11 protein-coding genes are annotated in these 12,523 nt (G+C 34.1%); 4 read left to right on the forward strand and 7 right to left on the reverse strand.

Going from position 1 to position 12,523, the window contains the following annotated elements; genetic code table 11:
* The first annotated feature begins 110 nt into the window (after positions 1 to 110).
* On the forward strand, positions 111 to 2,174 hold the full coding sequence (locus EDB96_RS03855; protein ID WP_134139335.1) for a M3 family metallopeptidase: 2,064 nt from the start codon (positions 111 to 113) through the stop codon (positions 2,172 to 2,174).
* Between the two features lie 65 nt (positions 2,175 to 2,239).
* Here the strand turns inward: EDB96_RS03855 and tsf are convergent, their stop codons facing one another.
* The 6 genes from tsf to EDB96_RS03885 form a co-directional block, all read right to left on the reverse strand.
* On the reverse strand, positions 2,240 to 3,202 hold the full coding sequence (tsf, locus tag EDB96_RS03860) for a translation elongation factor Ts (RefSeq protein ID WP_057117476.1): 963 nt from the start codon (positions 3,200 to 3,202) through the stop codon (positions 2,240 to 2,242).
* A gap of 139 nt (positions 3,203 to 3,341) precedes the next feature.
* Positions 3,342 to 4,112, reverse strand: a complete 771-nt coding sequence (gene rpsB / locus EDB96_RS03865) for a 30S ribosomal protein S2 (protein ID WP_057117475.1) — start codon at positions 4,110 to 4,112, stop codon at positions 3,342 to 3,344.
* A gap of 227 nt (positions 4,113 to 4,339) precedes the next feature.
* Positions 4,340 to 4,726 (reverse strand): 30S ribosomal protein S9, encoded by a 387-nt coding sequence (gene rpsI / locus EDB96_RS03870; RefSeq protein ID WP_012023687.1) that lies wholly within the window; start codon positions 4,724 to 4,726, stop codon positions 4,340 to 4,342.
* Positions 4,726 to 5,181, reverse strand: coding sequence for a 50S ribosomal protein L13 (gene rplM / locus EDB96_RS03875; RefSeq protein ID WP_057117474.1), 456 nt, complete (start codon positions 5,179 to 5,181; stop codon positions 4,726 to 4,728). Before rplM ends, rpsI begins: the two co-directional genes overlap by 1 nt.
* A gap of 194 nt (positions 5,182 to 5,375) precedes the next feature.
* Positions 5,376 to 6,188, reverse strand: coding sequence for a ferritin-like domain-containing protein (locus EDB96_RS03880; RefSeq protein ID WP_057117473.1), 813 nt, complete (start codon positions 6,186 to 6,188; stop codon positions 5,376 to 5,378).
* Positions 6,189 to 6,213: 25 nt separating this feature from the next.
* Positions 6,214 to 6,960 carry a ferritin-like domain-containing protein gene (locus EDB96_RS03885; protein ID WP_134139337.1) on the reverse strand — a complete coding sequence of 249 codons (747 nt, stop codon included), beginning with the start codon at positions 6,958 to 6,960 and terminating at the stop codon, positions 6,214 to 6,216.
* Positions 6,961 to 7,155: 195 nt separating this feature from the next.
* Between EDB96_RS03885 and EDB96_RS03890 the strand changes: the two genes are divergently transcribed.
* The gene (locus EDB96_RS03890; RefSeq protein ID WP_134139338.1) at positions 7,156 to 8,181 is read left to right on the forward strand and encodes a LacI family DNA-binding transcriptional regulator; all 1,026 of its coding nucleotides are present in this window, start codon (positions 7,156 to 7,158) and stop codon (positions 8,179 to 8,181) included.
* A gap of 131 nt (positions 8,182 to 8,312) precedes the next feature.
* Here the strand turns inward: EDB96_RS03890 and polA are convergent, their stop codons facing one another.
* Positions 8,313 to 11,165, reverse strand: coding sequence for a DNA polymerase I (gene polA, locus EDB96_RS03895; protein WP_134139339.1), 2,853 nt, complete (start codon positions 11,163 to 11,165; stop codon positions 8,313 to 8,315).
* Between the two features lie 289 nt (positions 11,166 to 11,454).
* Between polA and EDB96_RS03900 the strand changes: the two genes are divergently transcribed.
* Both EDB96_RS03900 and EDB96_RS03905 read left to right on the forward strand, forming a co-directional pair.
* The gene (locus EDB96_RS03900; protein ID WP_134139340.1) at positions 11,455 to 11,667 is read left to right on the forward strand and encodes a hypothetical protein; all 213 of its coding nucleotides are present in this window, start codon (positions 11,455 to 11,457) and stop codon (positions 11,665 to 11,667) included.
* A gap of 180 nt (positions 11,668 to 11,847) precedes the next feature.
* On the forward strand, positions 11,848 to 12,522 hold the full coding sequence (locus tag EDB96_RS03905) for a response regulator transcription factor (protein ID WP_057117468.1): 675 nt from the start codon (positions 11,848 to 11,850) through the stop codon (positions 12,520 to 12,522).
* Position 12,523 lies beyond the last annotated feature (1 nt).

Genomic DNA, 12,523 nt, shown 5'->3' on the forward strand with positions numbered 1-12,523 from the left:
TTTATAATTCATTATAACACTAAAGTTTGCTTTCGATTGGTTAATTTTGAGAATCTGTTGTTTTCTATTCGTTAGAAAATTAATACAGAAATTAATTAATGTTATTTATTATGAAAGCACAAATTGAGTTAGATAATCCTTTATTACAAGATTGGTCTGGTCCTTACGGAGGAGTTCCAGATTTTACCAAATATAAAGTCTCAGATTTTAAGCCCGCAATAGAATTTGCTATTCAGGAAAAGTTGAATGAAATAGATGCAATTGCCAATAATACCGAAAAGCCAACATTTCAAAATACAATTACAGCTTTAGAGCTTTCGGGTGAAAAATTAGAACGAATTCATGCTGTTTATGGAATTTACAGATCGAATTTAAGTACTCCCGAATTCAATATTGTTGATACAGAAATGTCTCCAAAATTGGCGGCAATAAATGATAAACTCTATCAAAATGAAAAACTTTTTTTAAGAATTGAATCTTTATACAAATCTGAGGATAGTAAGAAATTGACAGATGAGCAGCAGCGACTGCTTTGGCTTTATTATACTGATTTTGTTCGAGAAGGAGCAGAGCTGCATAAAGAAGATAAAGATAAAGTGGCCAAGATTAATCAAGAACTGGCAAGTCTTTTTACTTTATTCAGTCAGAAATTATTAGCAGAAGAAAACGATCAGTATATCGAATTAAAAACAGAATCTGATTTTGATGGACTTCCTAAAGAATTTAAAAATGCAGCGATAGCAGAAGCTAGAGAAAGAAATCTGAATGTTTTAGGATGTATTGGGAATACAAGATCCTCCATTGAACCATTTTTAACCTTTTCAAGCCAAAGAAATTTAAGAGAAAAGGCATTTGATATTTTCGTTAAACGAGGTGATAACGGTAATGAAAATGATACTAATAGTACTTTGGTTTCTATTTTAAAATTAAGGGCAGAAAAGGCAAAAATATTGGGTTTTGAGAATTTTGCAGAGTGGAGTTTGTCTAATAAAATGGCGAAAGATCCGCAAAAGACTTTAGATTTAATGGATTCTGTTTGGAAACCAGCTGTTGAAAAAGTAAAAAATGATGTTGCTGCCATGCAGGAAATGGTGAGCCAAGAAGGAGGAAACTTTAAAATTCAGCCTTGGGATTACCGCTATTATGCGGAGAAAGTTCGAAAAGCAAAATATGATTTAGATCAAAATGAAATAAAACAATATCTTCAATTGGAAAATCTCCGTGAAGGAATGTTTTGGACAGCAGGTGAATTATTTGATTTAGGTTTTAAACAATTATTTGATGTTCCTGTCTATCACCCAGATGTTCGCGTTTGGGAAGTAAATAATAAAAATACAGGAGAACCAATCGGGTTGTGGTATTTCGATCCATACGCGCGCGTAGGAAAGCGTTCTGGGGCTTGGATGAATTCACATCGCGATCAGCAGAAAATAAATGGAAAAGTACTTCCAATCGTATCTAACAATTGCAATTTTATAAAAGGAAATGCAGATGAACCAGTTTTAATTTCCTGGGATGATGCAACAACTTTATTTCATGAATTTGGTCATGCTTTGCATGGTTTGTGTTCCAATGTTACCTATCCAAGTTTGTCTGGAACTTCTGTCGCTAGAGATTATGTGGAATTTCCATCGCAGCTATTAGAACATTGGCTTTCAACTCCAGAGGTATTAAATAAGTTTGCTCTCCATTATAAAACGAATGAACCTCTATCGCAGTCTTTAGTAGAAAGAATTGCACAAGCGGCCAATTTTAATGAAGGTTTTGCAACTGTTGAAACGATCTCGAGTTCTTTTGTGGATATGAAACTGCATTTAACAACAGAAACTATTGATCCGCATAAATTTGAGAAACAAGTTTTAGAGGAAATCAATATGCCGTCTGAAATTGTTATGCGTCACAGAATTCCACAGTTTGCCCATATTTTTTCAAGTGACGGATATGCTGCAGGATATTATAGTTATTTATGGGCCGATGTGATAAATGCAGATGCGTATGAGGCATTTTTAGAAGGAAACGGACCTTTTGATAAAAAGGTTTCTAAACGTCTTTATGATACTGTTTTAAGTGTTGGAAATACGATAGACAATGAAAAAATGTATGAAAATTTTAGGGGACATGCTCCAAAGTCAGATGCTTTAATGCGAGCGAGAAATTTTCCAATCGAGAATTAAAAGCTGAAATAAAAAAAGCCCGAATAACTAGTATTCGGGCTTTTCTTTATTGAAAAAATAATATATTAACCTAAAGTAACTCTTTTGAAACCTGTAATTTCAACATTGAATCCTTTAACATAATCACCAACTTTTTTACTATCATCCTTGATGAAGTTTTGATCTAATAAAGCTTTTTCTTGATCTAAAGTAGTGTTGTCAGAGATGAAACGTTGTACTTTTCCTGGAACAATTTTATCCCAAATTTGTTCTGGTTTACCTTCAGCTTTTAATTCAGCTTTAGCATCTTCCTCAGCTTGTTTTAAAACTTCTTCAGTTAATTGAGAGTAAGAAATGTATTTAGGAACATTTTTTAAAGTTTTTCCTAAACGTGCAGCTTCTTCATTTTCTTTTTCGATTACCGCAATACGAGCAGCAAGTTCAGAAGCAACGAAAGCAGGATCAAAATCTTTGTAAGATAATGTATCAGCTCCCATAGAAGCAACTTGCATAGAAACATCCTTTGTTAAAGTCTCAGCATTAGCGATTGGAGAAGAAATAGCTGTTAAAGCAGCAATTTTGTTTACGTGAACATAAGATCCAACGTAAGCACCTTCTAAAATTTCAAAACCACCGATTTCGATTTTTTCACCGATAACACCAGTTTGCTCGATTAATTTTTCAGCAACAGTAATTCCATTGAAATCTGAAGCTAAGAATTCTTCTTTAGAAGAGAAGTTAATAGCTCTTTCAACTAAATCTTTAGCTAAAGTTACGAAAGCCTCATTTTTACCTACGAAATCTGTTTCACAGTTCAAAGTTAAAATAGCTCCTTTAGTGTGGTCAGCATTAACAAAAGAAACAGCAGCTCCTTCAGAAGACTCACGGTCAGAACGGTTAGCAGCAACTTTTTGTCCTTTTTCTCTAAGGACTTGTATAGCTTTATCGAAATCTCCATCAGCTTCAACTAAAGCTTTTTTACAGTCCATCATTCCGGCACCTGTAGATTGTCTTAATTTATTTACGTCTGCAGCAGTAATTGTTGCCATAATATTTTGAATTTTAATGTTAAAAGTAAAAATTCCAGCTTTTAAATCCCAAACTCCAATTTTAATAAATTATCAACATAACGTTTTTAATTTTTTTTCTTGGATTTTGGAATTTAAAATTTGGAATTTAAAATTTGATTTATTCTTCAGTTGCAGGAGCAGCAGCTTCAGCTTCAACAGCAGGAGCAGCTTCTTCAGCAGTTTCAACTTCTTTTTCAGAACCTCTGTCAGAAAGACCTTCGATTACTGCAGTAGTTACTAAAGATAAAATTTTGTCAATTGATTTAGAAGCGTCATCATTTGCTGGAATCACGTAATCAACCTCTCTTGGGTCAGAATTCGTATCAACCATTGCGAAAACTGGAATGTTTAATTTTTGAGCTTCTTTTATTGCGATGTGTTCAGCTTTGATATCTACTACGAACAATGCTGCAGGTAGTCTAGACATATCAGCAATTGAACCTAAGTTTTTCTCTAATTTAGCACGTAGACGATCAACTTGCAAACGCTCTTTTTTAGATAGAGTGTTGAAAGTACCATCTTTCTTCATTTTATCAATAGAAGACATTTTTTTAACTGCCTTTCTGATAGTTACGAAGTTAGTTAGCATTCCACCTGGCCATCTTTCAGTGATGTAAGGCATGTTTGCAGCTTTTGCTTTATCAGCAACGATGTCTTTTGCTTGTTTTTTGGTAGCTACGAATAAAATTTTTCTACCTGATGCAGCGATTTTTTTCAAAGCTTCATTAGCTTCTTCAATTTTAGCTGCAGTTTTATATAGATTGATAATGTGAATACCATTACGCTCCATATAAATGTAAGGAGCCATGTTTGGGTCCCATTTTCTAGTCATGTGTCCGAAGTGAACACCTGCTTCTAGTAATTCTTTTACTTCTATTTTGTTTGCCATTTTTGTACTAGTTTACGTTCTGTTGATTAGCAATGTGTTTTGGCTTTAGACGCTAAGCTGTAAGCTTTAGGCTTCGAGCATTGACTTTAAGACTTTCGACTTTAAGACTCAACCCATTTAGATGCTAAACTATATCCTACCTCGATAGGAGAGCAACAATAACTGTGTTTTTTAATTTCAATAAATAATTGATAATGTCTTGTCCCATTTGAACAAGACAGGTAATATTAACGTTTAGAGAATTGGAATCTCTTACGAGCTTTCTTCTGACCGAATTTCTTACGTTCAACCATTCTTGGGTCTCTTGTTAATAAACCTTCTGGTTTAAGGATTCCTCTGTTTTCAGCGTTAACTTCACACATTACGCGTGCTAATGCCATTCTTACAGCTTCTGCCTGACCAGTTGTACCACCTCCGTAAACGTTTACTTTAACATCAAAGTTGTTTACATTTTCTGTCATAGACAATGGTTGTAAAACTTTGTATTGTAAAGTTGCAGTTGGAAAGTAAGTTGCGAATTCTTTTTTGTTTACAGTGATATTTCCTGTTCCTTCAGAAACGTATACACGTGCAACAGCGGTTTTTCTTCTACCGATTTTGTGAATAACTCCCATTACTTAAGATCATTTAGGTTAACAGTTCTAGGTTTTTGAGCTCCGTGTTTGTGCTCAGATCCTACAACAACATTTAGATTTCTAAAAAGTTCTGCTCCTAATTTGTTTTTAGGTAACATACCTTTTACAGCTTTTTCTACTAATAATGCAGGGTTTTTAGCTTGCAATACTTTAGCAGTTAAAGTTCTTTGTCCTCCTGGGTAACCTGTATGACGCATGTAAATTTTGTCATTCAATTTTGTACCTGTAAGGTTAATTTTTTCTGAGTTGATAACAATTACGTTATCTCCACAGTCAACGTGCGGTGTGTAACTTGGCTTGTACTTACCTCTTAAGATCATTGCAACTTTAGAAGCAAGACGTCCTAAGTTATGACCTTCAGCGTCAACAACAATCCACTCTTTAGTTACAGTGGCTTTGCTAGCTGAAACTGTTTTGTAGCTTAATGCGTCCATAATATTATTTTAATTAAACATTCCATCCCCAATAAAGGGGATGCAAAAGTACAATTAATTATTTTAAAACCAAATACCTGAAAAGAATATTTTATGTACTGAAAATCAGGGCTTCAGTTTTTTAATAAATCAAGTCATAAAAAAAACCGTCTCACATTAAAGTAAGACGGTTCAGCATTTTTAGAAAAAAAATATTAGACAATAAAAATATTGGCAATATCGACTACTTGTTGTGTAGTTAATGGTTCGTCATAAGCTTCTGAGCCAGCTGCTGCACCAAATGCTGTTGCAGTATTGAAGCCAGCCTGCATCGTTACACCCTCACCATCATAAACAGCTTGTGTGGCTGCCGGCATGCCAGCGCCTCGGTCAGAATTGGATATCCATCCTTTTAAACCTCGCAATCTTCTAACCTCAGAAGCATGACGAGCTTCAACAGAATGAATCTGAAGTGCTGCTGTTAATAAGTCTGGTGTAGTAATAAGATTTGCGGCTTGTCCTTTATAGGCTCGTACGCCTGTATCTTCAAAAGCTTGTGCCAAAGCTAAAAAAGTTGGATAATCATTAAAAGGATCAAAAGCGCCACCAACTGTAAAGTCAAATGTAGGTTTTGGTACAAAATTAGCACTTGCTGTACCGCCAAGTCCTGCGATTAAAAATTTCACATGATCAGATTCGTGAGCTGCGATCTGCTGAAATACTTTTAAATCACGTCCGCCATTTTCAGATGCCGGAATTACTCCAGAATCTAATGCCATAGCATAAAATTCATTTTCAAGATATTCTAATGTTAATGCAAATTGCAAAGCCCCAATAGGAGTGGCAGGTGTTGCTGTAATATCTTTTGCAAATGCTTTATTAGTAAGAGCCGATAATCCGAATGGGATTGATGCTAAGGCTAAATTTTTTCCGATATTCCCAAACTGCGAAAAACTGTCTCTTCTTGAGCCTGTGCTTTTCATTAAATTGTCGTCAGTAAAGGTTTCTATAAATTTTAAAATGTTCATAATTTCTAAGTTTTACTGGTTAAGATTAAGGAAGGTATTTAGCTGTAAATTTTGTAGTAATAAAATTGGCTGCAATCGGCAGGATTTTAGATGGATCTTTAGCATCATCTAAACCTGTTGACATATTTACAATATCATCTCCGGCAAAATCTTTTGAATTCGGATTAATTAAACTTCTAATTGCTGAAGCATGTCTGGCCTCAACAGAAACAATTTTTCCAGCTAATAATAAGTAGTCAGCCGTTTTGATCAATTTTCCTGCTCCATTATAAGCAGCAACTCCAGTATCTTCAAGTGCTTTTGCAGTTGCTAAAACTTCGGTACGGTTATTGAAATTTAGAGAGCCATAAGTAAAAGCCAAAGAAGGAAGTAATTGAGAATTTGGATCAGGAAGTGCTCCAGTCAAAGCAGCTTTGAAAAAATCTCTATGAACTACTTCATGATGATATAAATCTGTTAGAACTTGACGTTCTATATCATTAAATACAGTATTGAAACTGCTCGCGTTTACAACTTTAGTATAAAAATCTGCTTCTAACTGCTCTAAAGCGTAAGCGTAGGTTAGGACTCCAAAATCACCAGAGCCTAAATCAAAAACACCATTTCTTACTCCAGGTAAAGAAGTGTCTTCCATTGGGTTATCGTTATCATTGTCGCTGCAGCCAGCTAAAACTAAACCTGTGGTCACTAATGTTAATCCACTGAGCTTAAGAAAGCTCCTTCTGCTATTCAGTGAAGGATCAACTTCATGAATTTTAACTTCGTTTTTCATAATCTAGGTTTTTATTAAGGTTAATAACATTGTATTAAGCTTATTAACGAAATTTTTGTAGGTACGGTTTCAGAAAAATCCTCTTTTTTTATTTTATTTCGAATTGAGCATATAATTTCAAATACTGGTAGTTGTTTTTTGTTTTATTTTCGGTAATTCTACTATATTTGTATTAATTACATAAACTTTTATTAGATGAAAGCTAAAGCAACTCTAAAACAAATTGCGAAGGAACTAGGAGTTTCTGTGTCTACAGTGTCAAAAGCGCTTAACGACAGTCCGGAAATAAGTGAGCAGACGAAGGTGAAGATTAAGGAGTATGCCAAACTCAAAAATTATAAGCCGAATGTTATTGGTCTGAATTTAAAGAATCGTAAAACCAAAACCATTGGAGTTATTATTCCGAATATTCTAAATTCTTTCTTTGCGAAAGTTTTTAGCGGTATTGAGAAAGTTGCCGATAAAAAAGGATATAATGTAATTACTTGTATTTCTAATGAATCTCTTGAAAAAGAAGTTCATACTTTAGAGATGTTGAGCAACGGGACTATCGACGGGTTTATTTTGTCTGTTTCTCAAGAAGCTCAAAAATTGCAGGACTACAATCATTTCTCTGAAATAATTAATGATGGAACTCCAATAGTAATGTTCGACCGTATTGCTGACGAAGTGGACTGTGATAAAGTGGTTGTAGATGATTTCGATTCAGCTTTAAACTCTACACAGCATTTAATTAATTTAGGTTGTAAAAATATAGCACTGATTTCTTCTGTAGATAATTTGAGTGTTGGAAAATTAAGAGCAGACGGGTATTTGAAAGCTTTAAAAGACAATAATATTCCGGTAAACGAAAAAATTATTCTTCGTACAGATTCTGAAGAGGATATGAAAGCTAAAATAGATTCGCTTTTTGATCATAAAATCGACGGAATTTTTGCTTTGGATGAAAATGATTCAGTTGCAGCTTTAAGAGTAAGTTTGAAAAAAGGATATAGAGTTCCAGAAGATATATCAATAATAGGTTTCGCAGACGGAATTTTAGCTTCAAGACGTTTGTCGCCGAGTTTGACTACAATAAGCCAGCATGGTGTCGAAATTGGAGAAACTGCAGCAAAAAGATTAATCGAAAGATTAGAAGAACCAGAAGGAACAATTTCAGAATATGAAACCATCGTAATTAAGACGAAATTGAAAGAAAGAGAGTCGACTAGAAAAGTTTAGTCAATAAAATATTATAGATAAAAAAGGACCATTCGAAAGAATAGTCCTTTTTTTTTGTGTTCGTTCCTTGCAAGGACAAGATTGCGTAGATTTATAAATCTAAAATCAACAATCTGAAATCTAAAATTAGATTAATGCGCTTCTAACCAATCTTTACCCATTCCAATTTCAACCTCTAACGGAACTATCATTTTAAATGCATTCTCCATTTCGTGTTTAATCATTGGCTGAATTTTTTCGAGTTCATCATTGTGCACATCGAACACAAGCTCATCATGCACCTGAAGCAGCATTCTCGATTTCCAGTTTTCTTCTTGTAATTTTTTATGAATGTTGATCATTGCAATTTTAATCACATCGGCAGCACTTCCTTGAATTGGTGCGTTTACTGCATTTCGTTCCGCGGCACTTCTAACAACAGCATTTGCAGAGTTGATATCTTTAAGGTAACGACGGCGTCCTAAGATTGTCTGTACGTAACCATTTTCACGAGCAAATTCAACCTGATCTTGGATGTATGATTTTAATCTCGGATATGTTTTGTAGTATGCATCGATCAAAGCGGCACTTTCACCGCGGGATAATGAAGTTTGATTGCTTAAACCGAAAGCAGAAACACCATATATAATTCCGAAGTTTACCGTTTTAGCGTTGCTTCTTTGTTCGCGCGAAACTTCTTCTAAGGCCACATCAAAAACTTTTGCGGCAGTAGCTCTGTGAATATCTTCTCCATTTTGGAAAGCAGCAATCATATTTTCTTCACCACTTAAAGCTGCAATAATTCGCAATTCGATTTGCGAGTAATCGGCAGAAATTAAAGTGTGATTTTCATCGCGAGCAACAAATGCTTTACGAATCTGACGGCCTCTTTCGGTACGAATCGGAATGTTTTGCAGGTTCGGATTATTAGAACTTAAACGTCCTGTTGCGGCAACAGTCTGCATATAATCCGTATGAACGCGTAAAGTCTTTTTGTCAACTTGTTCCGGTAAAGCCATGATGTAAGTACTTTGCAGTTTCACCATTTGACGCCAGTCCAAAATTTGTTTTACAATTGGATTGTCATTAGCTAAATAAGTCAAAACTTCTTCTCCAGTTGCATATTGACCCGTTTTGGTTTTCTTTTGCTTTGCGCCGCCAATTTTAAGTTTATCAAATAAAATGTCTCCTAATTGTTTTGGAGAAGCCAAATTGAATTTCTCGCCGGCAGTTTCGTATATTTTTTCTTCTAAAGATTTGATTTCAACATCCATCTCTGTAGACATTTGTTTTAAGAAATCAACATCAAGACGAATTCCTTCTGTTTCCATCGCAGCTAAAACGCTTACTAATGGAATTTCGATTTCATCAAATAACTTTTTAGTTTCTGTTTTGTCTAGTTCAGCGGTAAATATTTCTTTTAATTGTAAAGTAATATCGGCATCTTCAGCAGCATATTCTTTAATATCTTCCAAAGGAACATCACGCATGTTAAGCTGATTTTTTCCTTTTTTTCCAATTAAAGTTTCAATAGATTTTGGTGAATATTTTAAATACGTTTCTGCTAAAATATCCATATTATGACGCATATCTGGATTAATCAGATAATGCGCAATCATGGTGTCAAAAAGTTTTCCTTTTACAGTAACGCCGTAATTAGCCAGAATTTTTAAATCGTATTTTAAGTTTTGCCCGATCTTTTCAATATTTTCATTTTCAAAAAACGGAACGAATTTGTCAACTAAAGCTTGTGCTTCTTCCTGGCTTTCCGGAAACGGAACGTAAAATGCTTTTCCTTTTTCGTATGAGAAAGACATTCCAACAAGTTCTGCATGCAAAGCATCGATTCCTGTGGTTTCTGTATCAAAACAAACAGAAGTCTGTTTTTGTAAATTCTGTAGAAGCAATTTAATTCCTAAATCACCTTGAATAGTTTGATAAGAATGTTCAGTATTTTCTAAAGTATTGTAAAATGAATTTCTAGCAGCTTCAGCGCTTTCGTCTAAAGTAGTTCCGCCTCCGCCAAAAAGGTCAAATTGATCTTCGTTTTTAGGCTGTGGCTTTTTGTATAATTTGGCATCAGATGCTGGAGTAGAACTTGCTAATTCATTTCCGCCTCCAACTTTAAATAAATTATCAAACTGCTCAGCCATTCTTCTAAATTCCAATTCCTGAAAAATAGCATCTGTTTTTTCGATATCAGGACGTGAAAGTTCGTAGTCGTCTTCATTAAAAACAACATCACAGTCACATATAATAGTTGCGAGTTTTTTAGAGAGAATACCTTTGTCTTTATTAGCTTCGATATTTTCTTTCATTTTTCCTTTTAGTAAATGTGTGTTTTCTAAAAGGTTTTCCATTGTCCCAAATTCTTTCAAGAACTTTTTAGCGGTTACTTCACCAACACCAGGCAATCCAGGTATGTTATCCACGGCGTCGCCCATCATTCCAAGAAAATCAATTACTTGTTCAGGTCTTTCCACTTCAAATTTGGCTAAAACCTCAGGAATTCCCCAAATTTCGATTCCGTTACCCATTCGGGCCGGTTTGTACATAAAAATATTTTCAGAAACCAATTGTGCAAAATCCTTATCAGGCGTTACCATGTAAACCTTATAATTTTGCTTTTCGGCTTGTTTGGCAATTGTTCCAATTAAGTCATCGGCTTCACATCCTGCGATTTCAATAATCGGAATGTGCATGGCTTTTAATAATTCTTGAATATAAGGAATGGCAATTTTAATAGCCTCTGGTGTTGCATCACGATTGGCTTTATATTCAGCAAACATTTCGGTTCTTACCTGACTTCCTTCTTTATCAAAAGCAACAGCTAAATGATCTGGTTTTTCTCTTTTAATAACATCTAAAAGGGAATTCATAAATCCCATAATTGCAGATGTATCCATTCCTTTTGAGTTGATTCTCGGGTTTTTTATAAAGGCATAATAGCCGCGAAAAATTAATGCGTAAGCATCTAGAAGAAAAAGACGTTTTTGAGTTGACATATAAAAAATATTAGTCTGTAAAAATAAACAATTGGGTTTTTAAAAATTAGACTAATAAGATTTTTTTTCATCACATAAGTTATATAAGGGTATTTAATTTTGCAGATATTCATAAACTTTAAATACACCATGCTAAAATGAACTTCTATATTATATGGTAGGAAAAAATGCAAAGAGTTAATATCAAGTTAAATTTTTTTATTCGGCGATTTCTTCATGATCTCTTCATTTTTCGAAGGTAATTTTGATCTGTAAAATAAAAAGTTATTAATTTAAATACTTAGAAATCATGAGAAATTTATTAATGTTATTAGTAGCAGTTTTAGGAACAAGTGCAATGGTTCAAGCTTTTCCAGCAAAAAATGGAAAAGAAGCTCCAGCTAAAGAGGTGAAAGCAACAAAACATCCTAAACACAAATCTGATAAAAAAGCAAAATCAGAAAAAACAGAAGCTTCAAAAACTGAAGCCCCAAAAACAGAAACTGCAAAAGTGAAAAAATAATGTTGCTTTTTGTTTTGTTTTCGAAGATTGTAAGGAAGCAAAACAGGAAGGATAATTATGAAGAATGAAGGTGGTAAAAGCTGATGAAGAAATTTGTCAGCTTTTTTCGTTAATGTTTTAATAATGCAGATTTTTCTTCTTTTAAATGATTAATTTTAATTTCGCTTAAGCACATTTTTTATGAATATTTTGATTGTTGAAGATAATCGTGAACTTGCGGTAGAGGTTTATGATTTTTTGTGTAATGCAGGATATATATGTAAAATCACGCATACCTGCAGCGATGCTTTAGAAGAGTTTAGCAGTAATGATTATGATGCGATGCTGTTAGATTTAGGACTTCCTGACGGAGATGGTTTTGAGGTATTGCAGACTGTTAGAAAAACAAAATCAAAAATGGCGGTTATTGTGTTAACGGCAAGAGGGGAGCTTGATGATAGAATTAATGGTCTGCATTTAGGTGCCGATGATTACTTAACAAAACCTTTTGCGTTAACAGAGCTTGGCGCAAGATTGTTTGCCGTTATTCGAAGAATACACGGCTTTACTTTAAATACACTTTCTATTAATGGCTTTGTATTACAGCTGCAAGATTACAAAGTAAGTTTCAATGATAATCCGATCAATCTTACGAAAAAGGAATTTGATATTTTTCAATATTTGGTTTTAAATAAAAATCGGGTAATTACTCGTTTGCAGCTTACCGAACATATTTGGGGAGATATTTTAGAAGTAAATTCAGATTCTAATTTTATTGATGTCCATGTTCGAAATCTCAGAAAAAAACTTGACAAACACGCACCTATAGATTGGTTCGAAACCGTTCGAAACGTTGGATATCGTATAAACGAATAAA

Source organism: Flavobacterium sp. S87F.05.LMB.W.Kidney.N (assembly GCF_004366435.1).
Taxonomy (GTDB): domain Bacteria; phylum Bacteroidota; class Bacteroidia; order Flavobacteriales; family Flavobacteriaceae; genus Flavobacterium.

Bases quoted from the DNA above. Each gene is read 5' to 3' on its own strand.
- EDB96_RS03855 (WP_134139335.1), top strand. From the start codon at position 111: ATGAAAGCACAAATTGAGTTAGATAATCCTTTATTACAAGATTGGTCT.
- tsf (WP_057117476.1), bottom strand. From the start codon at position 3,202: ATGGCAACAATTACTGCTGCAGACGTAAATAAATTAAGACAATCTACA.
- rpsB (WP_057117475.1), bottom strand. From the start codon at position 4,112: ATGGCAAACAAAATAGAAGTAAAAGAATTACTAGAAGCAGGTGTTCAC.
- rpsI (WP_012023687.1), bottom strand. From the start codon at position 4,726: ATGGGAGTTATTCACAAAATCGGTAGAAGAAAAACCGCTGTTGCACGT.
- rplM (WP_057117474.1), bottom strand. From the start codon at position 5,181: ATGGACGCATTAAGCTACAAAACAGTTTCAGCTAGCAAAGCCACTGTA.
- EDB96_RS03880 (WP_057117473.1), bottom strand. From the start codon at position 6,188: ATGAACATTTTAAAATTTATAGAAACCTTTACTGACGACAATTTAATG.
- EDB96_RS03885 (WP_134139337.1), bottom strand. From the start codon at position 6,960: ATGAAAAACGAAGTTAAAATTCATGAAGTTGATCCTTCACTGAATAGC.
- EDB96_RS03890 (WP_134139338.1), top strand. From the start codon at position 7,156: ATGAAAGCTAAAGCAACTCTAAAACAAATTGCGAAGGAACTAGGAGTT.
- polA (WP_134139339.1), bottom strand. From the start codon at position 11,165: ATGTCAACTCAAAAACGTCTTTTTCTTCTAGATGCTTACGCATTAATT.
- EDB96_RS03900 (WP_134139340.1), top strand. From the start codon at position 11,455: ATGAGAAATTTATTAATGTTATTAGTAGCAGTTTTAGGAACAAGTGCA.
- EDB96_RS03905 (WP_057117468.1), top strand. From the start codon at position 11,848: ATGAATATTTTGATTGTTGAAGATAATCGTGAACTTGCGGTAGAGGTT.